The organism is Isoptericola sp. Y581, assembly GCF_059445475.1.
Genome location: NZ_JCAIUK010000001.1, coordinates 59,306 through 83,085, shown reverse-complemented (window position 1 = coordinate 83,085; position 23,780 = coordinate 59,306). Strand labels below are relative to the sequence as shown.

Below are 23,780 nucleotides of genomic sequence, written 5' to 3'. Positions count from 1 at the left end.
GTGGGCATGGCCAAATCCGACCCTCGTCGCATCACCCGCACGATGCCCGCGACGCAGCTCGTGGCGCTGCTGCTCGCGTTCGTCCTCGCGGCAGGTGTAGGCGGTGTGCTCGCCGCCGGACTCGTCATCCCGGTGGTCGCCGGGGCCGATGCCGCGGCGGACAGCACCATCGCCATCTACGACGAGGTCCCCGCGGAGCTCGAGCCGCGGCCGATGTCGCAGCAGTCGCGGATCTACGCGGCCGACGGCAAGCTGCTCGCCACGTTCTACGCGCAGAACCGCATCGTGGTGCCGCTGGCCGAGATCGCAGAGCCGATGCAGAAAGCCGTCATCTCGATCGAGGACGAGCGCTTCTACGAGCACGGCGGCATCGACGTGCAGGGCATGACTCGCGCGCTCGCGAACAACTTCGCCGGGCACGCGACGCAGGGCGCGTCGACGCTGACGCAGCAGTATGTGAAGAACATGCTCATCGACCAGGCCCTGCAGGACGACGACCCGTTCGGCGTCATCCAGGCCAGCGAGGACTCGATCGCCCGCAAGCTCACCGAGGCCAAGATGGCCATCGCGATCGAGAAGTCGATGAGCAAGGACGAGGTCCTCCAGGGCTACCTCAACGCCGCCCAGTTCGGTTCGCGCAGCGTCTACGGCGTCGAGGCCGCGGCCCGCTACTACTTCTCCAAGAGCGCCTCCGAGCTGAGCGTCGTCGAGGCGGCCACCATCGCCGGCATCACCAAGTCCCCGGGCCGCTTCGACCCGACGGTCAACCCGGACGAGGCCAAGGAGCGCCGCGACCTGGTGCTGCAGAACATGTGGAAGCTGGGCTATATCTCCACGGAAGAGCGCGACGAGGCGAAGGCCAAGACGATCAAGGAGACGCTCGACGTCAACCCGGTCGAGATCGGCTGCAGCGCCGCGAAGGACTCCGCGTTCTTCTGCGACTACGTCACCAAGGAGATCGTCACCAACCCGGTGTTCGGCGAGACCAAGGCAGAGCGCCAGGCGCTGCTCTACCGCGGCGGCCTGGAGATCCACACCACGCTGGACCCCAAGAAGCAGAAGGCCGCCGCCGCGGCGGTCAAGGACGCCGTCCCGGCCGACGACTCCAGCAAGCTGCAGTCCGCCGTCGTCTCCGTGGAGCCCGGCACGGGCGAGATCAGGGCCATGGCGCAGAACATCCCCTACACCCCGTCGGCGGGCAGCGAGGGGCGCACCACGCGCGTGAACTACTCGGCCGACCCGACGCACGGCGCGTCCGGCGGCTTCCAGGTGGGCTCGAACTTCAAGCCGTTCGTGCTGGCCCAGTGGCTCAAGGAGGGCCACACCCTGAGCGAGCGCGTGAACGCGACGAAGACGGCGCGCTGGCCGCAGGACTTCCAGACGCCGTGCGTCGGGAATCTCCAGGCGGCAGAGCCGTGGGCTCCGGCGAACTCGGAGGGCGTCGAGGTCGGCTACATCTCTGCCCTCGAGGCGACCTACGAGTCTGTCAACACCGCCTACGCGGCGATGGGGTTCCAGCTCAACCTGTGCGACCTGCGCAGCACCGCCTGGGACATCGGCTTCCGGCCCACCCGTTCGGTCCACAACGGGGGCAGCGGCGGGGTGGTGACCGCTCCGGAGGAGGATGACATCGACATCCTGGCACCGATGATCATCGGCACGCAGGAGTCCACGCCGCTGTACCAGGCCGCCGCCTACGCCACGCTCGCCAGCGGCGGCACCTACTGCTCGCCGATCGCCATCACGGGCATCACCGGCCCCGGGGACAAGGACTACGACGTCCCGGACGCGAACTGCGACAAGGACGCCCTGCCGGCGAACATCGCCAACACCGTCGTGTACGCGATGGAGAAGGTCTTCTCCGGTTCGGGCACCGCCCGCGAGCTCGGCGGCCTGTCCGACGGGCGCCCGGTGGCCGGCAAGACCGGTACTTCCCAGCTGTCCGCGCAGACGTGGTTCACCGGCTTCACGCCCAACCTGTCCACATCGGTGTGGGTGGGCAACGCGGACAAGGTGAACGACAACCATACGGATGGCAACGTCGTGAACGGCAAGTACTACCGCGTGCTGTACGGCTCCACGATCGCGGCGCCCGCCTGGAAGACCTACATGGACAAGGCGGTCGCCGGACTGCCCGCCGAGGACTTCGGCGCCCCCGACTCGAAGCTGATCGGCGCCGCCCCGAAGACGACCACGCCCGACGACGGCGGGGACGACAAGGGGGACGACCAGGGCGACGACAAAGGCGAAGAGGACCGCGACGACGACAAGGGCGACAACGGCAAGGGCAACGACAAGGGCAACGGCAAGGACGGCCGGACGGACGCCGACGCCGCGTGGGACGCCATCACCGAGGGCGACTGGGACTCGCTCGGCGACGCGTGGAGCGACAACTGACCGGGGTGCGGGGCTGGCAGGTGGCCGGCGGGGTCGTCGCGGCCGGACTCGCGGGGCTCGCGTACGCCCACCTGGAGACCAAGCTCTTCACCGTGCGCCGGGTGACCGTGCCCGTACTGCCGGCGGGCGAGCCTGACCTGCGGGTGCTGCACCTGTCGGACCTGCATCTCACGCCGTCCCAGCACCGGAAGATCGCGTGGGTGCGGTCCCTCGCGGAGCTCGAGCCGCACCTCGTGGTGAACACGGGCGACAACCTCGCCCACCGCGACTCGCTCGGACCGCTGCTGCACGCGCTCTCCCCGCTGCTCATCTCCGCGTCCGGGGCGTTCGTCATGGGCTCGAACGACTACTACTCCCCCGTGCCGAAGAACCCGGTGCGCTATCTGCTGCCCGACGCCCGCGTCGCGCCGTCGCGCCCCCCGGAGCTGCCGGCCGGCGAGCTGGCCGACGCAATGCTCGCCGCCGGATGGAAGGACCTCACCAACCGGCGCGACGTCGTCGAGGCCGACGGCCGGCTGCTGTCGCTGGTGGGCGTCGACGACCCGCACCTGGACCGCGACGAGTTCCCCGGCCCGCCCGTTGAGCCTGTCGAAACCCGGGTTTCGACAGGCTCAACCAGCGAGGCTTCGACAGGCTCAACCCGCGACGCCGTGCTGCACCTGGGCGTCTCCCACGCCCCGTACCGCCGCGTGCTCGACCGGATGCACGCCGACGGCGCGGACGTCGTCCTGGCCGGGCACACGCACGGCGGCCAGCTGCGGGTGCCGGGGTTCGGCGCGCTCGTCACCAACTGCGATATCGACCGCCGACGGGCCAGCGGCCTGCACGGCTGGCCGGGCCCGCGGCCCGACGAGACGGGCGGGAACGGCTCCACGTGGCTGCACGTCTCGGCCGGCGCGGGCACCTCGCCGTACGCGCCCGTGCGGTTCGCATGCCGCCCCGAGGCGACGTTGCTCACCTTCACCGCCCGGTAGCCGGATCTCGTTTTCGTCCAGGCCGGATCGTCGGCTATTCTGAGCAGGCTTCCGCACGAGGACGAGGTTCTTGATGCGTGGGGCAAGTCCTTCGGGGTGTGGCGCAGCTTGGTAGCGCGCTTCGTTCGGGACGAAGAGGTCGCAGGTTCAAATCCTGTCACCCCGACCAGCCGAGAGGCCCTCTGACCAGCAGCAATGCTGGGCGGAGGGCCTCTTGTCGTTCTCGGTCGCTCCCGCCCGGCACCGCGCTGTTCGAGGAGCAGAGCGTCCGGGCCGGTGGCGACGACCTGCCCGCGACGTTCGGCACGGGACGCCCCCACCTGCAGCGGATCCTCTCCGACGCGGTCCGGGCGGCCGGGACTCGCGTGCGCCTCGTCGTCCGCGCGCACGTGCTGGGCCAGGACGAGGACGGCGACCGGGTGCGGCTCGAGCACGTGCGCGGGCTCGCCGCGTCGTACGGCGGACATACGAGCGTCGCGCCCCGCGCGCCCGGCCTCATGACCCGCACCATGGCGACCGTGCACGAGCAGCCCTGAGGATCGCCAGCGCAGGCGAACTGTGGCACCGTCAGGGACGGCAGCCATCGTCCCCGCTGGTCAGGAGTCACCATGCCCACGTCGTCGCCCACCGAGCCCATCGTCGTCGTCGGAGGAGGGCTGGCCGCGGCCCGGGCCGTCGAGGCGGTGCGGGACAAGGACAAGACCGTCGACGTCGTCGTCGTCACCTCCGAGGGACACCGCCCGTACGAGCGCCCGCCACTGTCCAAGGACTACCTGCGGGGGCAGGCCGAGGCGGACGTGATCTACCCGCTCAAGGCGGGCTGGTACGACGACCACGGCATCGACCTGCGCACGCTCACCACCGTGGTCGACGTCGCACCGGGCGACCACGAGGTCACGTTCGCCGACGGGTCGACGCTCGGGTACTCGCGGCTGCTGCTCGCGACCGGCTCCACCCCGCGCGCCCTCAAGGTGCCGGGGCGCAGCCTCATCGGGGTGCACAAGCTGCGCACGGTCGACGACGCCGACCTGCTCACGGCGGTCCTGCTCCCCGCGTCGCTCGAGGGCGAGGGCAAGCTGGTCGTCGTCGGGGACGGCTGGATCGGCACCGAGGTGGCGGCGTCCGCGCGGATGCTCGGGCTCGACGTGTGCCTCGTGGGCCAGACGGCGCATCCGCTGGAGCGGACGCTCGGGCCGGAGCTCGGGGCGCTGTACGGGCGCCTGCACGACGACCGGGGCGTGGTGCGGCACCGGGGTGACGTCGTGCGGTTCAGCGGCGAGTCGGGCCGGGTCACCGGCGTGGACCTCGCCGACGGTACGCACCTGGAGGCCGACCTCGTGGTGGTCGGCGTGGGCGTCACGCCGAACGTGGGCATCGCCTCGGCGGCGGGGCTGGAGCTGCGCTCGCGCGACCTCGGCGGCGGGATCGTCGTGGACGGCGCGCTGCGCACGTCCGCGCCCGACGTCCTCGCCGCCGGGGACATCGCGTCCGTCCCGTCCGTGCACTACCGCCGCCCGCTGCGCGTGGAGCACTGGGCGGTGGCGCAGGACACCGGCGCGCACGCCGGCCGCACCCTGCTCGGCGACGACGCCACGTTCGACGTGCTCCCCTACTTCTTCAGCGACCAGTACGAGGTCGGCATGGAGTACAAGGGCTTCGTCGACCCGCGCGCCGACCACGAGATCCTCATCAGCGGTTCGACCGAGGACCGCGAGCTCGTCGCGTTCTGGCTGCGCGACGGCGAGGTGCAGGCCGGCATGGCCGTGAACGTCTGGGAGCGCATGGACGACGTCGAGGAGCTCGTCCGCTCCCGTCGCCAGGTGCCGCGCGCCGAGCTCGAGGCGTTCGTCGGTTGAGCTTGTCGAAACCTCGCGGGTTCTAGCGCCGCCGGGTCGAGGGCGCGGAACTCCTCCCACTCGGTGAGGTGGAGCACCAGGTCGGTGTCGTGGGAGTAGCACGCGACCCGTCATGTGGACGTTCTCATCCGCCCCGGGAAAGGCCCTCCCCGGGGCGCGCACGGCGCGCGCACCCGTGACCGCCCGGCGTCTGGCACCATCACGCCGTGACCCGCACTCGCGCCCTCGTCCTCACAGTGCTCGCGGTGCTCGTCGTCGGCGGGCTCGTCTGGCGGCCGTGGGACGGCCTGCGCCAGCCGGTGCGCGGCATCGTCGAGCAGATGGAGGCCGTCCCCGGCGTCCTGGAGGTGCAGGCCGAGGGCGACCTGCCGCTGGGGTGGCGGTCCGCGGACGAGTCCACGTACGTACAGCTCGTAGTGCAGCTCGACCCGGCGCTGGCCCCCGCCGACGCGCAGCGGGCCGCCGACGCGGCCGCGGTCGCCGCCCGCCTGCCCGAGCCGGACGAGGGCGCGCCGCTCGTGCTCGACGTCACGGTCACCGCCGGCGGTGACGGTGGCGGTGACGACGCCCCCGTCCGCCTGCACGTCGCCGCCGGGGGCGACGGCGCGACGGCGGACGGCTCGTCCCCCGGCGCCGGCCCGGTCGCGACGGCGTTCGAGCTCCGCGCGGCGGGCGCGACATCGGTCGACGACACGGCCGTCGTCGTCCCGGACGGGCGCACGCTGGTCGCAGCGGCCGCGCTGCTCGAGGAGCGCGACGACGCCTCTGCTGGTGCCGGGCAGAGCCTGCGCACCGCGGACGGCGCGATCGCCTACGAGTTCGGCCTGGTGCCGCGGGAGGCGACCGCCCGGCTCCTGGCGGACACCGTCGAGATGCCCGGCGTGACCGGCGTCGTCTTCACCTGGAACCAGGCGTCGCCGAGCGCGCTCGACGTCACCCTCGCGCAGGACGCGGCCGGCCCCGGCGACGTGGGCGCCGGGCTCGAGTCCGCCGACGAGGCGTCGGTCGTGACGCCGACGGGGTTCACCGTCACCGGCGGCGGGGAGCCCCTCACCGGGTGGGTCGCGGGGCTGGAGCCGCCGAGGACCGTGCCGCACACCGTGCCGCTGCCCGACGGCGCCGAGCCCTGGCCCGCCGACCACGACGCCCCCGCCTGCACGGGCGACGACCTGCGCCTGACGCTCGGCACCCCCGACGCCGCGGCCGGCAGCCGGTACCTCGCCGTGCGCGCGGAGAACGTGTCCGGCGACCCGTGCGCCCTCGAGGGCGTGCCGCTGCTCGTGTTCCGCAACGCCGACGGCAAGCCGCAGGAGGACGTGCGCGTGGTCGCCGCGGCGCCCGGCGTCGTGCCCGGCCGGGTCGTCGTGCCCGCCGGCGAGCGGGCACTGGCCACCGTGCAGTGGCGCGCCATGTCGACCGCGAACGACCCCGACGTCACGACCGCCGTCGACGTCACCGCCGTGCCCGGCGCCGCGCCCGTCCCGCTGCAGCCGGCGTACCCGGACGATTCGCCGGGAGCCGGCGGTCCCGCCGGGCTGGACGTCGAGCTCGACGTGCTCGACGGTGCCGAGGTCCGCGTCGGGCCTTGGGCGCAGGCCGCCGACGGCTGGTCGTGAACGGACAGCCGGAACTCCTCCGTCCCTACGCGACGCCCATCTGCTGTCGATAGGCGACGCCCAGGGACACAGGACGAGGTCCCCGGACGCACTCCCGTCCCTTCGCGTCGTCGATGGACGAGGGGAGAGTGACGCGCAGGGACGACTGTCGTGAAAGCCTGTGGACGGCGCGAGCGCGGATGCCGTCCGCCCTGCTGGGATCGAGCCGTGCCCCGTCGCCCACCAGCCGTCCCCACCCCCCTGCTCGCACTCGCCGCAGCGCAGGAGGGACTGGTGTCCGCGCGCCAGTGCACCGCGCACGGCCTGACCCGCCAGCAGGTGGCCGGGTTCTTGCGGCGCAAGGAATGGAACGTCGCGGCCCGCAGCGTCTACGACACCGGCCAGAGGCCGGCCGACGACATCCATCCACTCGACCACCGGCGACGGCGGTCCGCGATCCTCGCCCCGCTCGCGCATCCGGGCGCGGTCGTGACCGGAGTCTGTGCCCTGGTGCTGCGGGGCGTTCAGGGCGCACCTGTCGACGTCGCCCCCGAGGCCACCATGCCCACCGGGGCACCGCGGGACGCACGACCGCCTGTCCGGCTGCGACGCACCGTCCCGAACGGCTGGGACGACCTCGACGGGTTCCGGTGTGCGACGGTCGCGGACGCGCTCGTCCAGGCGGTGCCCGGACTCGGGCGTCGCCATGCCGTCGCGCTCATGGACTCGGCCCTGCAGCGGGACCTGATCACACCTGACGAGCTGGCTGCCGCGCACGCATCGGCCGCGCACCGGCCCGGCATCGCGCGGACTCATCCGTGGTGGGACGAGGCCGACGGACGCGCCCAATCGCCGGCCGAGACGTGGGCCCGGCTGTCCTGCTTCGACTCGGGATGCCCTCCAGACGTGCTCCAGCTGCCGGTGGCGGCCGGCCGTTCCGACCCGTTCGCCCACGTCGACCTCGCCTGGCTGCTGCCCGACGGCGGGGTCTGGTCGAGATCGACGGGCAGGAGGATCACTCCACCCCATCGGCCGTCGTCCACGACCGAGCCCGCCAGAACCGCATCGACTCCCGCCGCACGATCGTGCGGCGCTACACAGGGCGCGATGCCTGGCGAGGCACCGTCGGCGCCGAGGTACGCGACGAGCTCCATACCGCCGGGTGGATTCGTCGCCTGGTGCGGCCGGACGCCGTCCTTCGCCTCGACATCTGACGCGCTGACCTGCGTCCCTGACCGTCACTCATCGGTCGTGAGTAGACGACGGAGAGGGACGCAAGATGACGGCACCGGCCGTCTGCCGTCCCTCCGCGTCGTCTTCCGACGAGGGGATGACGACGTCCAGGGACGGGAGTCGGGAGCTCGTCAGCTGTCCCGACGCTCCCGCACGGCGGCGGCGAGCGTGCCCAGCAGCTCGGCGGTGGTGTCCCAGTCCAGGCACCCGTCGGTGACGGACTGCCCGTACACGAGCCCATCGAGCGGGCCGGGCTTCTGCGCGCCGGCCACGAGGAAGCTTTCCATCATGAGGCCGGTGATGCCCTGCTCACCGTCGGCCAGGCGCGCGGCGATCTCGCGCACCACCTCGCCCTGGCGCACGTGGTCCTTGCCGGAGTTGCCGTGCGAGGCGTCCACCACGACGCCCGCCTCGACGGCGCCACCGAGGCCGGACTGGCGCGCGACGGCCAGCGCGTCCGCCACGTCGGCCGCGGAGTAGTTCGGGCCACCGCGCCCGCCGCGCAGGATGACGTGGCAGTCCGGGTTGCCGGTGGTCTCGACGGCGGCCGCGCGCCCCTCGGCGTCCGCCCCGAAGAAGGTGTGCTCGCTCGCGGCGGTGATGCAGCCGTCGACGGCGATCTGGATGTCGCCGTCCGTCGCGTTCTTGAAGCCCACGGGCATCGACAAGCCCGACGCGAGCTGGCGGTGCACCTGCGACTCCGCGTTGCGCGCGCCGATCGCGCCCCAGGTCACGGCGTCGGCGATGTACTGCGGGCTGGTGGGCTCGAGGAACTCGCACGCGGCGGGCACGCCGGCGTCGAGCACGCCCAGCAGCACCTCGCGCGCGAGCCGCAGCCCGTGGTGCACGTCGTGGGTGCCGTCCAGGTGCGGGTCGTTGATGAGGCCCTTCCAGCCCACCGTGGTGCGCGGCTTCTCGAAGTACACGCGCATCACGACGACCAGGTCGTCGGACAGCTCCCGGGCCACCGGGGCCAGTCGGCGGGCGTACTCCAGGGCGGCTGCCGGGTCGTGCACGGAGCAGGGGCCGACGATGACGAGCAGGCGGTCGTCCTCGCCGCGCAGCACGTCGCGCACCTCGCGGCGCGACGTCGTGACGAGGTCGCTGCGGGGGGTGCCCAGCGGCAGCTCCACCCGCAGCGCGCCCGGCGCGGGCAGCGGGTCGAGCGCGCGGACCCGCAGGTCGGAGGTCTCTGCCATCAGGTCAGTATGCGACCGGCCGGGTTCGGACGGCGCGGTGCGGGGGGTGGCGGCGGTGGTCATCGCGGGGCTCCTGGTCAGTCGGGCGATCGGTGGCTGTCGGTCGGGGGGCGGTGGCTCGGCGTCGTCGTCGAACCGTGGCCCATGCCCGACCGGAGCGGCCCGTCTGACGACGAAGGGCCCCGGACGCGTGCAGCGTCCCAGGCCCTGTGCTGGCTCCGGAGTGGGTGTCGGTCAGGCGTCAGCCCGCCGAGCTCCTACCGGAGCCGGCGTAAAGCGCCAATACCAACGGGGGTTCACGTCGACGACGGTACGACGCCGGCACTCCGCCCGTCCACCCGCGTCCAGCATCCGGGCCGGCATCCTGGTCCAGCCCGCCGTAGGGTCGACGCATGCCGATCCCCCCGTTCGTCGCCGCGCTGCGCGCCCACGTCGGTCACGACCTGCTGTGGCTGCCCGGCGTCTCGGGCGTCGTGCTCGACGACGAGGGCCGGCTGCTGCTCGGCCGCCGCGCCGACAACGGGCTGTGGGCCGTCGTGTCCGGCATCCTCGACCCGGGCGAGGACCCGGCCGTCGGGCTGGCCCGGGAGGTACTCGAGGAGACCGGGGTGGACGCGCTGGTCGACGCGCTCGTCGCGGTGACCGTCACCCCGCCGGTCGACTACCCCGACGGGGACCGGTCGCAGTACCTCGACCTGTGCTTCCTGTGCCGAGCCGCCAGCCCCGAGGCCGCCGCGCGGGCGCACGTGGCGGACGACGAGTCGACCGACGTCGCCTGGTTCGCCCCCGACGACCTGCCGCCCGACCTCGCGCCGTCGTCGGCCGAACGCGTCGGCCACGCGCTGGGATGGCTCGCGGGCCCGTCCGACGCGCCGTTCTTCGTGCGCTGAGCCGTCGAGACGCCGAGGACAGCCGAGAGGACCGCCATGCCGACCCCCGCCACGCCGTCCACCCCCGAGGAGCTCTTCGCCCACTCCCCCGAGGGGATGGCGATCTGCGAGGCGCTCACGCGCCTCGTCGCCGAGACCACCGGGGACGACGTCACCACCCGCACCACCAAGACGCAGGTCGCATTCCGCCGACGCCGCGGCTTCGCCTTCGTGTGGCCACCCTGGGTGGGCGCGCGCGACCACGTCGACGCGCCCGCCATCGTGTCGTTCGGGCTCGACCGGGAGCTCGACTCGCCGCGCGTCAAGCAGGTCGTGCACCCCACGTCGCGGATGTGGATGCACCACGTGGAGGTGCACGACCCGGCCGATCTGGACGACGAGATCGCCGGCTGGCTGCGCGAGGCCTACGACGCCGCCGGCTGAGCCGCTACGGGCAGTCACGGGCCCGGCCGCGTTTCGTCGCGCGGGTGAAACATGATTCTGGTTATGTGAGCGTCGCCACAGTTGCCCGGCTCGCCCGGGCACGACGGTGCTCGGCCCCGACGGCCGGGTCACTCCGACATCAATGGAGGAAAACCGTGAGAGCACGCATCACCAGTGCGTTCGGCGCTGCGGGAGCCTTGCTCACCGCCGCCGTCCTCGCGCCCGGCATCGCCGCCGCGGCGCCGGCGGACGACGCACCACCGAACGATCCCGCGTCCGCGCACGTCAAGGAAGACGACCGCGCGGACCCGCTGAGCGACAAGCGCCGAGCCCTCAAGCAGGAGGCGGTCGACCGCGTCGCCATGGGCGACGCCAAGGTCACCACCCGCGGCAAGGGCGACAACACCTCGAAGTCGGTCAAGGTCGGCAAGAACCAGTGGGTCGAGTACGAGACGGAGGAGACGGCGCAGCTGCTGACGTTCCTCGTCGACTTCGGCGACCAGACCGACCCCCGCTTCCCCGACGCGCCGGCCACCGGACCCGCGCACAACGAGATCCCCGAGCCCACCCGCAGCGACAACTCCACGTACTGGGAGCGCGACTTCTCCCAGGAGCACTACGAGGAGATGTTCTTCACCGGGCTCGAGGACCAGGACGGCGAGTCCTTCGCCGACGTCTACGACGAGATGTCCTCCGGCCGGTTCGACCTGCAGGGCGACGTCTCCGACTGGGTGACGGTGCCCTACAACTCGGCGTCCTACGGGCAGACCGAGTCCAACGTGGACATGACGCGGTTCGTGCAGGACTCCGCGGACGCCTGGTACGCCGACCAGGTGGCCCAGGGCAAGACGGACGCGGAGATCACCGAGTACCTCCAGTCGTTCGACGTCTGGGACCGCTACGACCTGGACGCCGACGGGATCTTCGACGAGTCCGACGGCTACATCGACCACTTCCAGGCGATCCACGCCGGGGAGGGCGAGGAGGCCGGCGCGCCCGAGTCGGCGATCTGGTCGCACCGGTGGGCGGTCAACCCGCTGGGCCAGGACGGGCCCACGGACTACGACAAGGTCGGCGGCATCAAGATCGGCGACTCCGACATCTGGATCCGCGACTACACCACGGAGCCGGAGAACGGCGGCCTCGGCGTCTTCGCGCACGAGTTCGGCCACGACCTCGGCCTCCCCGACTACTACGACACGGAGGGCGGCGAGAACGGCACCGGCTTCTGGAACCTCATGAGCTCCGGCTCGTGGATGGGTCACGGCGACGGCACCATCGGCACCACGCCGAACCACATGGGCGCCACCGAGAAGATGTTCCTGGGCTGGCTCGACTACGAGACGGTCGACCAGGGCGAACGGGCCACGGTCAAGCTCGGCCCGTCGTACCACGCCACGACGAATCCCCAGGCCGTGGTGGTGAACCTGCCGGACGGCGTCAAGGACGTCGATCTCGGCGTCGAGCCGTACGACGGGCAGTTCGCCTACTCCGGCACGGGCAGCAACGCGAGCTACACGCTCGCGTCGCCGTCATTCACCGTGCCCGACGCGGCGTCGCTGACCGCCAAGGTGCAGTACGAGATCGAGCCGGGCTACGACCATGCCTTCGCCGAGATCTCGACCGACGGCGGCACGGAGTGGACGTCGCTCGCGACGAACCTCTCCGACGCCGACGCGAACGGCGGCTTCTCCGGCGACTCGGGCGAGGCGTGGGTCGACCTGACCGCCGACCTGGCCGAGTACGCCGGGCAGGACGCCCAGATCCGGTTCCGGTACGCCAGCGACGGCGGCCTCAACCTCAAGGGCCTCATGGTCGACGACGTCGCCGTGGGCGACGCGCTGACCGAGGACTTCAGCGACGGCTTCGACGGCTGGACGAACGACGAGTTCAGCGTCATCGCGGACGACGGCACCTACGAGGTCGAGTTCTCGCACTACTACGTGGCGGAGAACCGGCAGTACGCCGGCTACGACACGACCCTGAAGGAGGGTCCGTACAACTTCGGCTGGACCCTCACCAAGCCGAACACCGTGGAGCACTACCCGTACCAGGACGGCCTGCTGGTCTGGTACTCGAACTCGTTCTACGGCGACAACAACACCTCGCAGCACCCGGGCGGCGGCCAGGCCCTGCCGGTCGACGCGAACGCGCAGGCCCTGCGGTGGTCGGACGGCACGCTCGCCCGCAACCGCATCCAGTCGTTCGACGCGACGTTCGGCGTCGGGAAGTCCGACGCGTTCACCCTGCACCGGGAGACCGAGGCCGGGCTGACGACGCTGCGCACCTGGAAGGAGAAAGCGGAGAAGGTCTTCAACGACTCCGACCCGTACGAGTACTACGACGAGTCCAACCCCGGTGGGTCGGTCATCGTCGCGGGATCGGGCACGAAGATCAAGGTCACCAAGGTGAACGCCAAGAACGGTGTGATGACGTTGAACGTCACCACGCCCCGCATCCACAAGTGACCCACCCGTGAGTTGTCAGGGCCAGGCGCGCGTATTCATGCTCCTGGTCCTGACAACTCACCGGCTCGCACACCTGTCAGGGCCACGTGCACGGCAACGTGCGCGTGGCCCTGACAACTCGGGGTCAACGGGCGTAGCGGGACACGAAGTTCCGCAGGATCCGCATCGGTTCGGTGACGCGGTGCTCGCGCGAGCGGGCCACGATCCGCTCGCCCTCCTCGGGCGGGAAGTACCCGTACGACCGGTACACCTCAACCCGCTGCTCGATGCCGGCGAGGTCGAGCTCGGGGTGGAACTGGGTGGCGTACAGGTGGTGCCGCACCCGGAACATCTGCACCGGCGCGTCGGCGGACCTGGCGAGCAGAGTGGCGGACGGCGGCAGCTCGCGGACCGCCTCCTTGTGCCCCAGGTAGGCGGTGAACCGGCGGGGCAGGCCCGCGAGCAGCGGGTCGGCGAGCCCCTCGTCGGTCAGCTCGATCTCGGCGGGGCCCACCGGTTCGGCGTACGTGCGGTCGACGACGCCGCCCTGGTGGGTGCCGAGGGTCCCGACGCCGTAGCAGGCGCCGAGGAACGGGAAGTCGCGGTCGACCAGCTCGTCGAGCAGGGCGGCCATCTCGCGCTCGACCCGCACCTGGACGGCCGACTTCTCGTCGTCGGGGTCGGAGGAGTTGAACGGGCCTCCGCCCACGATCACGCCGGAGAACGCGTCGAGGTCGACGCGCGGCATCGGATCGCGCTCGAGGCGGTGCCGTCGCAGCGCCTCGGCGGGGAGCCCCGAGTACCGGAGCACGGCGTCGTGCTCCCCGTCGGCGGCGACGTCCTCGGCCCGCGTGCCGAGAAACAGGAACGGCCTCACGACTGCAGGCTAGACGGCTCCTGCTCGGCACGCCGCTCGCTCGCGGCCACGGGCCGGCGCGCCCAGAACGACGCGAGAACCGAGCCCGACACGTTGTGCCACACGGAGAACAGCGCCGCGGGCAGGGCGGCGGCCGGCGTGAAGTAGGTCGTGGCGAGGCTGGCCGCGAGGCCCGAGTTCTGCATCCCGACCTCGACGCTCACCGCGCGGCGCGCCCCCTCGTCCAGGCGCGCGAGGCTCGCGGCCCCGTAGCCGAGCATCAGCCCGAGGCCGTTGTGCAGGATGACGGCCAGCGCGACGAGCAGCCCCGTGCTGAGCACGGCGTCGGCGTTGGCGGCGACGATGCCCGCGACCACGACGACGATGCCCGCCACGGACACCAGCGGCAGGTACGGCAGCATGTACCGCTCGACGAGCCCACCCGCGAAGGTCCGCACCAGCAGGCCCGCCAGCACCGGGAACAGCACGATCTGCATGATCGACGTGACCAACGCCCCGTAGGTGACGTCGAGCTGGGACCCCGCGAGCCACAGCACCAGCGCCGGCGTGAGCAACGGGGCGAGCAGCGTCGACACGGACGTGAGCGTCACGGACAGCGCCGTGTCCCCCTTGGCGAGATACACGATGACGTTCGACGCCGTCCCGCCGGGCGCGGAGCCCACGAGGATCATGCCGATCATCGCCTCGCCCTCGAGCCCGAAGAGGTGCCCGATCCCCCACGCCAGCATCGGCATGATCGTGAACTGCGCGACGACGCCGAGCGCCACCGCCCACGGGCGCCGCACCACGAGCCCGAAGTCGGACCCACGCAGTGTGAGCCCCATCCCGAACATGATGATCCCGAGGAACAGCGGCGTCTGTGCCGCGATCGGCGCGAGCGCCGTCGGGGCGAGCAGCCCCGCGACCCCGCCCAGCACCACGAGCACCGCGAACCACCGGCCGGCCAGCTCCGCTACTTTGCGCATGGAGCGGCACACTACCTGCAACAGCGTCGGGCGTGACGACGAGTCCTTGTCGCGAGGCTGGATGGGCCTGGCGGGAGGTCGCGAGGAACGAGCGACCGGATGGACGCCTTGCGACAAGGGCTCGTCGTCACGCCCGACCACCGATCGGGCACGGGGCAGCGCTCAGGTCACGTCCAGCGGAACAGCCGGACCGCGAGGGGCAGGAGCACCACCGTCCACACCACCATGACGATGCACTGCAGCAGCGGGAACCCGGACTCGAACCAGCCCGTGGTCAACGCCTGGGCGGCGGCGCCCAGGGGCGTGAACTGCCCGATCTGGCGCAGGAGGTCGGGCATGATCGGACCCGGTGTCCACAGCCCGGCGAGGAGCAGCATCGGGAAGTAGAGGGACATCGCGATGGCGTTCGCCGCGGACGCGCGGGGGGCGACGGCCGCGACGAGCATGCCGAGCGAGAACATCGCGCCGAGCCCGAGCACGAAGGCCAGCAGCACGACGCCGACGTTCACGGGGACGGGGACGCCGAACGCGAGCTGGGCGACCACGAGGGCCAGCAACACCCCGACCACGGTGGTGGCGATGTTGATGAGCAGGTGGCTCAGCACGATCCCCTGCGGCCGCATGGGCGTGGTCGACAGCCGCCGCAGCACGCCCTTCTCGCGGTAGGTCGCGATCGTCACGGGCATGACGGTCAGGGCCGCGGTGCCCACCGCCATCGCGAGCACCGTGGGCAGGAAGGTCGCGACCGGCGTCAGCCCGTACCAGATGGAGTCCGGCGGGGCGTCGGTGATGGGGTCCCGCATGCCCGGGATGGCGAACCCGACGCCGACGAGGATGATGCTCGGGAAGAGGATCCCGAAGAACGGGGCGGCGAAGTCGCGCAGCCAGACCCGGGTCTCGGTGGTCAGCAGGCGCCCGAACCCGCGCCAGCCGCGCCCTGCGGCGCGGGCCGGGACGGCGGCTGTGGTGGTGGCGGTCATGACCGGTCTCCTTCGGTGACGAGGTCGGACTCGGGCTGGTAGGTGCGCCCGGTGACGGCGAGGAACACGTCCTCGAGCGAGCGGGTGACGGTGCGGACGTCGTCGGGGACGAGGTCCGCCTCGGCGAGGGCCGGCACGACGGCGAACAGGACGCGGTGCGAACCGGTGACGGCCACCTCGGCGGCCGCGCCGGGGAGCACCTCGGTGCGGGTGACGTCGGGGTGCCGGTTGGCGAGGCCGGCCAGCATCTGGCGGCCGTGCTCCGCGTCGTCGGGGGCGAAGCGGACCACCACGGTGCGGCCGTCCTCCAGCCCGTCGATCAGGGAGGTCGGCGTGCCCTCGGCGACGACGCGCCCTGCGTCGATGACGACGAGCCGGTCGCAGAGGCGTTCCGCCTCCTCCATGAAGTGCGTAACGAGCAGGATCGTGACGCCGGTGTCGCGGACGCGCTCCACGAGGTCCCAGGTGGCGCGCCGGGCCTGCGGGTCGAGGCCCGTGGTGAGCTCGTCGAGGACGGCGATCTTCGGGTTCCCGACGAGTGCGAGCGCGATGGACAGCCGCTGCTTCTGGCCGCCCGAGAGGCGGGCGAACTGTTTGTCGGCGTGCGCGGTCAGGTCGAGCAGCGCCAGGAGCTCGGCCGGGTCGGCGGGGTTCGCGTAGAACCCGGCGAACAAGTTCAGGGCCTCGCCCACGGTGATCTTGTCGTGCAGCGCTGCCTCCTGGAGCTGCACTCCCAGGATGTCGCGGACGGCGGACGGGTCGCGCTGGGTGTCGACGCCCTGCACGCGCACGGTGCCGCCGTCGGCGGTGCGCAGGCCGGCGAGCGTCTCGACGGTCGTGGTCTTGCCGGCCCCGTTGGGGCCGAGGATCCCGAAGATCTCGCCGGGCTGGACGGCGAACGAGACGCCGTCGACGGCCACCTTCGGTCCGTACGTCTTGCGGAGGTTCGTTACCTCCACGATGGGGTCGGCCATGAAAGGCCTCCTTCCGGTCGGTGTTGCGGGGTCGTCTGGTGGGTAGGGAGTGGCGAGCGTGAGGTCGGGGACACGGGATCGGTCATGGTCGATCGCTGCCCGTCATGGTCGGAGCGGGACGGTCCGGAGCAGGCGGTGCGCGACGACGGCGGCGAGCGCCGCGGCCGCGATCCCGCCGGCGACGGTGAGGACGGCGGCGGGTGCGACGTCTTCGTACCCGCCGCGCAGGGGGATGCCGAACAGGCCGGTGCGGGTGGCGACGTCGGCGAGCGCGCACGGGACCATCTGCAGCGGGATCAGGAGCGTGGCACGCACGGCCCCGAACCGCCGGTACCCGGCAATGACGGCGACGCCCGCGAGCATGTACGTCATCACGACGAGCGCCTCGCCCACGACCGTGACGACGACCCCGGCGACGGTGTCCAGCGGCAGCGGCGTAGCGCCGCCCTGCCAGTACCGGTCGAGCGCTCCGTAGATGCGCTCCTCGCCGAGTGTGAGCAGCACCGTCGCCGCCCCGAATATCGGTCCGGCCACCGCGGCCGCCTGGGCGACGCCCGCGACGACCGACCGGCGGGTCCCGCCGGCGGCGATGTGCAGGCGCAGCACGCTGCCGGAGACGACCGCGCCGACCGCGAACGCGACCCAGCGCGGCGGCGATCCCGCCATGTCGTACGTGAGGCCCGCCGCTTCCCCGCCCCAGCGGTCCACAGCCGCGGGCACGCCCGCGACGAGCACCGCCCAGATCGCCCAGAACCAGGCGCCTACGACGAGCAGTGCCACCCGCAGGCACCTGCGGCGAAGGGCGGCGGTCGCGACCCGGTGATGGTGTGCGCGGGGAGACGCGGTCGTCGGGGCCGGGGCAGCGTGTGTCGTGGTCATGACGCTCACCGCGCCGGCCGGAGTCGCAGGAAGCGCAGCTGCCACCACAGCCAGGCCGCTACGAGAGCCAGCAGCCCGAGGGCCACGGGGAGGCCGACGACGGTGGAGAGGCCGCCGTCGCCCGGGAGCAGACCGCTGAAGGCGTCGTCGAACGCGCCGCTGCCGGTCGCGACGTCCACCAGGACGAGCAGCGCCAGGCCGGGCAGCATGAGAAGCCCGCCCCGCCAGAGCCCGGACGTCTGGAAGCTCGCGACGACGGCCATCCCGACCAGCATGTACACGGCGACGTAGATCGCCGTGGCCGCGCCGGTCACGACGACCCACGAGCCGCCGGACTCCAGGCTGCTGCCGAGCTGGTCCCACTCCCAGCCGAGGGCCTCGAAGAGGGCGCGCTCGGCGAGCAGCAGCAGCACGTGAAGCACGCCGTATGCGACGCCGGCGACCAGGACCGCGCCGAGCGCGCCGACATACATCGCCCGGCGGGTGCCGCCGGCGGCGACGTGCGTGGTGAGGATCGCGACGAGGGAGCCGGTCCCGAGGGACAGGGCGAACCAGGGCACGGCGTACTCGGCGCCGGTCATGACGCCCCCGCCCATCACGCCGCCCGCCTGGTCCACGATCAGGGGCACGGCGACCATGGCGACGAGGAAGAGGCCCCAGAACGCGGCCCCGATCGCGAGCGTCACCGTGCCGACGGACCGCGCGACCCTGCGGACCGCCCGGGCGTGCGCCTGCGCGGCGAACGCGTCACGGTCCTCGCGGGTGGTGACGGCGCTCATCGTCCCGTCTCCGTCCGGCTCTCCTGCCGGGACGCCGCGGCCGAGGAGCGGCCGTCGGCGTGCCGCGGCTGGGTGAGGCGCACGAACAGGTCCTGCAGGGGCAGCGACCCGAGCGCGACGCCGGCGGCACGCGCCGCGGCGGCCTCGCCGTCGTCGGGCGCGCCCTCGAGGGTGACCTGCACGGTGGCGCCGAGCTGCTGGCGGTGCAGCACGCGCCGCCCGCCGGTGAGCTCCTCGACGGCGGCGACCGGCCCGGTGAAGCTGAAGCCGCGCGCCTGCATCTCCTCGGCCGTCTCGGCGAGGAGCACCGAGCCGCGGTCCAGGACGACGACGTCCTCGAAGAGCCGTTCGACCTCCTCGACCAGGTGGCTGGACAGCAGGATGGTGCGCGGGTGCTCGGCGTAGTCGGCGAGGATCTCGTCGTAGAACGCGTACCGGGTGGGGGCGTCCATGCCGAGGTAGACCTCGTCGAGGATCGTCATCGGGGCCCGCGCCGCCAGGCCGATGGTGGCGCCGACGGCCGACCGCTTGCCGCGTGACAGGGCCGCGGGCTTCTTGCGCACGTCGACCTCGAACAGGTCGAGCAGCCGGCCCGCGAGGTCGGCGTCCCAGTAGGGGCGCAGGTCCGCGTAGTACCTCAACGACGCCGCGACCTTTTCCTCGTCCTGGAGGTCGCCGCTCTCGCGCACGAGCTGGACGTTGGCCGTGATCCACGGGTTCTCCCACGGGTCCTCGAGCGCGCCGTCGAGGCCGACCCGCACGCTGCCGCTGGTCGGTCGCGTGAACGCCGCGAGCAACGACAGGAGGGTCGACTTCCCGGCGCCGTTGCGGCCCAGGACCCCGGTGATCACGCCGGGACGGATCGTCAGGTCCGCGCCGCGCAGGGCGGTCCCGGCGTCGTCCGTGATGGGGGTCCCGGCAACGGACATGCGGTGCTGCTTGCCGAACCGGACGACGACGTCGTCCAGACGCGCGCCGAAGGGTGCGGGGGTCATGATGCCTCCGTGGTGGTGGGGTTTCCGTGGCCGTTCGTCCCGAGCACGTAGGCCACGAGCTCGTCGGTCGGGATGCCGAGGATGTCGGCCTGCGCGAGGGCGGGGGCGAGCACGTCGTCGAAGTAGGCCTTGCGGTGCTGGTCGAGCAGGCGCTCCCGCGCGCCGGGGGCGACGAACATGCCCAGGCCGCGGCGCTTGTAGAGCACGCCCTCGTCGACGAGGCCGGTGAAGGCCTTCGCCGCCGTGGCGGGGTTGATGCGGAACGTCGTCGCGAACTGGGTGGTGGACATGACCTGCTCCTCCTCCGCGAGCTCTCCGGCGAGCACCTGCGCGCGGATCATCTGGGCGATCTGCACGTAGATGGGCTCCGGTCCGTCGAACACGCGGGGCCTCCTTCAGCCGATCGGGGTTAGGTGGTTCATTACTCGACTAATGAACCATAGGACCACGGTCGCGCGCAACCCCTCCCGCCGAGGTAGTCCGGATCTCGCCGAGGTAGTGGCTCGGACGCGCGAGGTAGTGGCTCGGATGCGCGAGGTAGTTTCCGGTCCCCGAGAGGTCGCGCGGAGGCACGGCCGGCGTCGTTCACTGGAGGCATGGCGTGGACCAGCGACGTGTGGTCGAGCCTCGCGTTCGTCGTGGCGGGGGCCTGGATCCTGGTGACCGCCGGCCGAGGTCGGGGCGACGACGGCGCCAGGTCCCGCGCCGCGCTCGGCGTGCTGGCCGTGCTGGTCGGCGTCGGATCGGTGGTGCAGCACGGCCCTGCGCCGTCGTGGAACCCGGTGCTGCACGACCCCCCGCTCCTCGGCGCCTACGCGCTCGTGGCCGCCGACAGCGCGGCCGACCTCACCGGACGGCGGATGCGCACCTGGTGGTGGCTCGCGCCGACGCTCGCCGACGTCGTGCTGGCGGCGGCGTGGCCGGAGGCGTCGATGGTCGCCCAGGGAGCGGCGGCGGCCGTGGCGGTCGTCCTCGTGCTCGCCCGGGCCGTCCGCCGTCCCGTGCTACGGGCGCGCCTGCTCGCCGCGCTGGGAGTGCTCGCCGTCGGGAGCGCGGTCGGGGAGGTCTCGCGCCCCGGACGCCCGTGGGCCGCTTGGGCCGGCGTGGACGCCGGGGCGCTCGGCGTCCTCACCGGTCACGCGGTGTGGCACGTGCTCGCTGCCGTCGCGATCGCCGTCGTCGCGCAAACGCTGGGCTCCCGTCCAGGGCCAGAACAGCACGAGGCCCGACGGCGATCCATCCGCCGTCGGGCCTCGTCACGGTCACGACCCGAGTAGCTCCCCCGGCAGATCTCGGACTATCTCGCCGAGATCTGAACTACCTCGGCGAGACTCGAACTACCTCGGCGAGATTGGAACCACCTCGCGGTCACGCGGGTGCCGCCTCTGCGGCGGCGTCCGCGGCGTCGACGTCGTCGAGCGCTTCCAGCTCGGCCAGGTCGGCCGCGACGATCTCCGCGATCTGCACGGCGTTGAGCGCCGCGCCCTTGCGCAGGTTGTCGTTGGCGACGAAGAGCACGAGGCCGCGCCCGCCGGGCACGGACTGGTCGGTGCGGATCCGCCCGACGAACGACGGGTCGGCGCCGGCGGCGGCGAGCGGCGTCGGGACGTCGGCCAGCTCGACGCCGGGAGCCGCGGCGAGCAGCGCCCGCGCCCGCTCGGGCGTGATCGCGGCGCCGAACTCGGCGTGGATCGCCAGCGAGTGCCCGGTGAACACCGGCACGCGCACGCAGGTGCCGGCCACGGCGAGGTCGGGCAGGCCGAGGATCTTGCGCGACTCGTTGCGGAGCTTCTGCTCCTCGTCGGTCTCGCCCGAGCCGTCGTCCACGAGGTTCCCGGCCAGCGGCAGCACGTCGAACGCGATGGGCGCGACGTACTTGTCCGGCTCGGGGAGCTCCACGGCCGACCCGTCGTGCACGAGCCCCTCGAGGTTCCCGGCGACGGCGGCCCGCGCCTGGTCAGCGAGCTCCTTGACCCCGCCGAGCCCGGAACCGGAGACGGCCTGGTAGGTCGCGACCCGCAGCCGCTCCAGCCCGGCCTCGTCGGCCAGCGGCTTGAGCACCGGCATCGCTGCCATCGTGGTGCAGTTCGGGTTGGCGACGATGCCCTTGACAGCGTCGGCGATCGCGTCCGGGTTCACCTCGGACACGACGAGCGGCACCTCGGGGTCGAGCCGCCACGCGGACGAGTTGTCGATGACGACAGCGCCCGCCTCTGCGAACCGGGGTGCGTGCTCGCGCGCCGTGCCGCCGCCGGCCGAGAAGAGCGCGACGTCGACGTCAGCGAGGTCGTCGGTGGCCGTGGCCGCGACGTCCTCCACGACGACGTCCACGCCCTCGAACGGCAGCGTGGAGCCCGCCGACCGCGCGGAGGCGAAGAAGCGGAGCCCCTTGACGGGGAAGGCGCGCTCCGCGAGCAGGCGGCGCATCACGGCGCCGACCTGGCCGGTGGCGCCCACCACGGCGACGTTCACGCCGGTGTCGTTGATCTGGACCACCAGCGCGTCACCGCCCCGAGCCGGCGTAGACGACGGCCTCGCCGTCGGCGGAGTCCAGCCCGAACGCGGTGTGGATGGCCCGCACCGCGTCGTCGAGGGCGTCCTCGCGCGTGACCACCGAGATGCGGATCTCCGAGGTGGAGATCATCTCGATGTTGATGCCGGCGTCGCGCAGCGCGCCGAACAGCCGCGCGGAGACGCCGGGGTGCGACTTCATGCCCGCGCCGACCAGCGACAGCTTGCCGATCTGGTCGTCGTACTGCAGCGACGCGAACCCGAGCTCCGCCTGGAGGGCGTTGAGCGCGGCCAGCGTCCTGGGGCTGTCGGCGTGCGGCAGCGTGAACGAGATGTCCGTGAGCCCGGTGTGCGCGGCCGAGACGTTCTGCACGATCATGTCGATGTTCGCGCCGGTGCCGGCCACGACCTCGAAGATGCGGGCGGCGGTGCCGGGCTTGTCCGGCACGCCGACGACGGTGATCTTGGCCTCGCTGCGGTCGTGCGCGACGCCGGAGATGATCGGGGCTTCCATCTCGGTGTTCTCCTCACTGTCCCCCTGCACGCCCGAGGGGGCGTTCGGGTCGATCGCGTCGCCGTGCGTGCCGGTGACGAGGGTGCCGGTGGTGTTGCTGAACGAGCTGCGCACGTGCACGGGCACGTCGTAGCGGCGCGCGTACTCCACGGCGCGCAGGGCCAGGACCTTCGCGCCCGATGCGGCGAGCTCGAGCATCTCCTCGTAGGTGACGCGGTCGATCTTGCGCGCGGTCGGGACGATGCGCGGGTCGGCGGTGAACACGCCGTCGACGTCCGTGTAGATCTCGCAGACGTCGGCGGCGAGGCCGGCGGCCAGCGCGACCGCCGTCGTGTCGGAGCCGCCGCGGCCGAGCGTCGTCACGTCGTCGTCGGAGCTCACGCCCTGGAATCCCGCGACGATCGCGACCTGCCCGCGCCCCACCGTCTCGCGGATGCGGTGCGGCACCACGTCCAGGAGGCGGGCGTGGCCGTGCACCGCGTCGGTCATGAGGCCGGCCTGCTGGCCGGTGAAGGACTTCGCCTTGACCCCGAGGTTCGTGATCGCCATCGCGAGGAGGGACATCGAGATGCGCTCACCGGAGGTGAGGAGGATATCGAGCTCGCGCTGCGGGGGCAGAGGGGTGATCTGTCCGGCGAGGTCGAGGAGCTCGTCCGTGGTGTCGCCCATGGCGCTCACCACGACGACGACGTCGTTCCCCGCCCGCTTGGCCGCCGCGATCCGCTTGGCCACCCGCTTGATGCTGTGGGCGTCCGAGACCGATGATCCGCCGTACTTCTGTACGACAAGTGCCATTGTCACAACCTTCTGTCAACCGGCCTCCGTCTCTCTCAACGGCCCGCCGGGTGCTTGTGCTTCCTCGTCGATGGTAAACGGCGTCCGCGGCTCGGACGAGGGCCGTCTCAGGTCGTGGCGGCCGGGCCCGCCGCGAGGAACGCGTCGAGCGCCGCGAGGTGGTCGGCGACCCGGCCGGCGGCGACGAGCCCGCTGCCCGCGGCGAGCTCGCCCGCAGCCGGCGCCAGCGCCGCCCGCGCCCGCTCGGCGACCCGTCGGTCGCCGAGCCGGACGGCGGCCCGCCCCGCCAGCACCCACAGCGCCTCGATCAGCAGCCCCGGCGGCGCCTCCGGGACGCGGGCGAGCGCCCGCCGGGCCGCGTCCGCGCGGCCGGCGGCGAGCAACGTCCAGGGGCTGACCCACGCCGCGTAGGGTCCCGGGGGGGGGGAAGAACGGACTTCGCCCACCCCCACGCCGGCTGGCCCCCCCCATAAGGCACAGCAAGACGACGAACCCCA

The 23,780-nt window shown here is 72.5% G+C and carries 21 protein-coding genes and 1 tRNA gene; 10 read left to right on the top strand and 12 right to left on the bottom strand.

The genetic code is table 11. From position 1 onward, the window contains the following. Nucleotides 1-6: 6 nt before the first annotated feature. From AC1C2W_RS00420 to AC1C2W_RS00395, 6 genes are all read left to right on the top strand, one after another. Nucleotides 7-2,397 carry a transglycosylase domain-containing protein gene (locus AC1C2W_RS00420; RefSeq protein WP_495412065.1) on the top strand — a complete coding sequence of 797 codons (2,391 nt, stop codon included), beginning with the start codon at nucleotides 7-9 and terminating at the stop codon, nucleotides 2,395-2,397. After that, complete coding sequence (locus AC1C2W_RS00415) at nucleotides 2,382-3,371, top strand: metallophosphoesterase (RefSeq protein ID WP_495412064.1); 990 nt, start codon at nucleotides 2,382-2,384, stop codon at nucleotides 3,369-3,371. The genes AC1C2W_RS00420 and AC1C2W_RS00415 overlap by 16 nt, the downstream gene beginning before the upstream one ends. Nucleotides 3,372-3,463: 92 nt before the next feature. Beyond that, nucleotides 3,464-3,540, top strand: a tRNA-Pro gene (locus AC1C2W_RS00410). Between the two features lie 196 nt (nucleotides 3,541-3,736). After that, entirely contained in the window at nucleotides 3,737-3,907 is a 171-nt protein-coding gene (locus AC1C2W_RS00405) for a hypothetical protein (RefSeq protein ID WP_495412063.1), read from the top strand. 72 nt (nucleotides 3,908-3,979) lie between these two features. After that, entirely contained in the window at nucleotides 3,980-5,227 is a 1,248-nt protein-coding gene (locus tag AC1C2W_RS00400; RefSeq protein WP_495412062.1) for an NAD(P)/FAD-dependent oxidoreductase, read from the top strand. Between the two features lie 206 nt (nucleotides 5,228-5,433). Then, nucleotides 5,434-6,843 (top strand): DUF4232 domain-containing protein, encoded by a 1,410-nt coding sequence (locus tag AC1C2W_RS00395; RefSeq protein WP_495412061.1) that lies wholly within the window; start codon nucleotides 5,434-5,436, stop codon nucleotides 6,841-6,843. A gap of 1,343 nt (nucleotides 6,844-8,186) precedes the next feature. Here the strand turns inward: AC1C2W_RS00395 and AC1C2W_RS00390 are convergent. Then, entirely contained in the window at nucleotides 8,187-9,254 is a 1,068-nt protein-coding gene (locus tag AC1C2W_RS00390) for a 3-deoxy-7-phosphoheptulonate synthase (RefSeq protein WP_495412060.1), read from the bottom strand. 392 nt (nucleotides 9,255-9,646) lie between these two features. Here AC1C2W_RS00390 and AC1C2W_RS00385 point away from each other — a divergent pair, with 392 nt between their 5' ends. The 3 genes from AC1C2W_RS00385 to AC1C2W_RS00375 all read left to right on the top strand — a co-directional run bounded on the left by AC1C2W_RS00385 (nucleotide 9,647) and on the right by AC1C2W_RS00375 (nucleotide 13,035). Beyond that, nucleotides 9,647-10,144, top strand: a complete 498-nt coding sequence (locus AC1C2W_RS00385; protein WP_495388337.1) for an NUDIX hydrolase — start codon at nucleotides 9,647-9,649, stop codon at nucleotides 10,142-10,144. 36 nt (nucleotides 10,145-10,180) lie between these two features. Continuing rightward, a complete protein-coding gene (locus AC1C2W_RS00380) occupies nucleotides 10,181-10,567 on the top strand; it encodes a DUF5655 domain-containing protein (RefSeq protein WP_495388338.1) in 387 nt (128 codons plus the stop codon). A 155-nt stretch (nucleotides 10,568-10,722) separates the two neighbouring features. Continuing rightward, entirely contained in the window at nucleotides 10,723-13,035 is a 2,313-nt protein-coding gene (locus AC1C2W_RS00375; protein ID WP_495412059.1) for an immune inhibitor A domain-containing protein, read from the top strand. A gap of 124 nt (nucleotides 13,036-13,159) precedes the next feature. On the opposite strand, the gene AC1C2W_RS00370 is transcribed toward AC1C2W_RS00375, so the two are convergent. The 8 genes from AC1C2W_RS00370 to AC1C2W_RS00335 form a co-directional block, all read right to left on the bottom strand. Then, on the bottom strand, nucleotides 13,160-13,891 hold the full coding sequence (locus AC1C2W_RS00370; protein WP_495412058.1) for a glutamine amidotransferase: 732 nt from the start codon (nucleotides 13,889-13,891) through the stop codon (nucleotides 13,160-13,162). Next, nucleotides 13,888-14,856, bottom strand: a complete 969-nt coding sequence (locus AC1C2W_RS00365) for a bile acid:sodium symporter family protein (RefSeq protein WP_495388341.1) — start codon at nucleotides 14,854-14,856, stop codon at nucleotides 13,888-13,890. Before AC1C2W_RS00365 ends, AC1C2W_RS00370 begins: the two co-directional genes overlap by 4 nt. A 167-nt stretch (nucleotides 14,857-15,023) precedes the next feature. Then, the gene (locus AC1C2W_RS00360; RefSeq protein ID WP_495388342.1) at nucleotides 15,024-15,836 is read right to left on the bottom strand and encodes an ABC transporter permease; all 813 of its coding nucleotides are present in this window, start codon (nucleotides 15,834-15,836) and stop codon (nucleotides 15,024-15,026) included. Further along, nucleotides 15,833-16,810: an ABC transporter ATP-binding protein gene (locus AC1C2W_RS00355; RefSeq protein WP_495412057.1), complete on the bottom strand. Its 978-nt coding sequence runs from the start codon at nucleotides 16,808-16,810 to the stop codon at nucleotides 15,833-15,835. The genes AC1C2W_RS00360 and AC1C2W_RS00355 overlap by 4 nt, the downstream gene beginning before the upstream one ends. 102 nt (nucleotides 16,811-16,912) lie before the next feature. Beyond that, nucleotides 16,913-17,590 carry a hypothetical protein gene (locus AC1C2W_RS00350; protein ID WP_495388344.1) on the bottom strand — a complete coding sequence of 226 codons (678 nt, stop codon included), beginning with the start codon at nucleotides 17,588-17,590 and terminating at the stop codon, nucleotides 16,913-16,915. Between the two features lie 104 nt (nucleotides 17,591-17,694). Further along, on the bottom strand, nucleotides 17,695-18,468 hold the full coding sequence (locus tag AC1C2W_RS00345) for a hypothetical protein (protein WP_495388345.1): 774 nt from the start codon (nucleotides 18,466-18,468) through the stop codon (nucleotides 17,695-17,697). Beyond that, nucleotides 18,465-19,463 carry an ATP-binding cassette domain-containing protein gene (locus tag AC1C2W_RS00340; RefSeq protein WP_495388346.1) on the bottom strand — a complete coding sequence of 333 codons (999 nt, stop codon included), beginning with the start codon at nucleotides 19,461-19,463 and terminating at the stop codon, nucleotides 18,465-18,467. Before AC1C2W_RS00340 ends, AC1C2W_RS00345 begins: the two co-directional genes overlap by 4 nt. Beyond that, nucleotides 19,460-19,846: a GntR family transcriptional regulator gene (locus AC1C2W_RS00335; protein ID WP_495388347.1), complete on the bottom strand. Its 387-nt coding sequence runs from the start codon at nucleotides 19,844-19,846 to the stop codon at nucleotides 19,460-19,462. The genes AC1C2W_RS00340 and AC1C2W_RS00335 overlap by 4 nt, the downstream gene beginning before the upstream one ends. Nucleotides 19,847-20,059: 213 nt before the next feature. Between AC1C2W_RS00335 and AC1C2W_RS00330 the strand changes: the two genes are divergently transcribed. Then, entirely contained in the window at nucleotides 20,060-20,740 is a 681-nt protein-coding gene (locus AC1C2W_RS00330) for a hypothetical protein (protein ID WP_495412056.1), read from the top strand. Between the two features lie 91 nt (nucleotides 20,741-20,831). On the opposite strand, the gene AC1C2W_RS00325 is transcribed toward AC1C2W_RS00330, so the two are convergent. From AC1C2W_RS00325 to AC1C2W_RS00315, 3 genes are all read right to left on the bottom strand, one after another. Continuing rightward, nucleotides 20,832-21,959, bottom strand: a complete 1,128-nt coding sequence (locus AC1C2W_RS00325) for an aspartate-semialdehyde dehydrogenase (protein ID WP_495412055.1) — start codon at nucleotides 21,957-21,959, stop codon at nucleotides 20,832-20,834. 7 nt (nucleotides 21,960-21,966) lie between these two features. Further along, nucleotides 21,967-23,283 (bottom strand): aspartate kinase, encoded by a 1,317-nt coding sequence (locus AC1C2W_RS00320; protein ID WP_495388350.1) that lies wholly within the window; start codon nucleotides 23,281-23,283, stop codon nucleotides 21,967-21,969. Nucleotides 23,284-23,390: 107 nt separating this feature from the next. Continuing rightward, a complete protein-coding gene (locus tag AC1C2W_RS00315; protein ID WP_495412054.1) occupies nucleotides 23,391-23,666 on the bottom strand; it encodes a hypothetical protein in 276 nt (91 codons plus the stop codon). Between the last annotated feature and the right edge of the window lie 114 nt (nucleotides 23,667-23,780).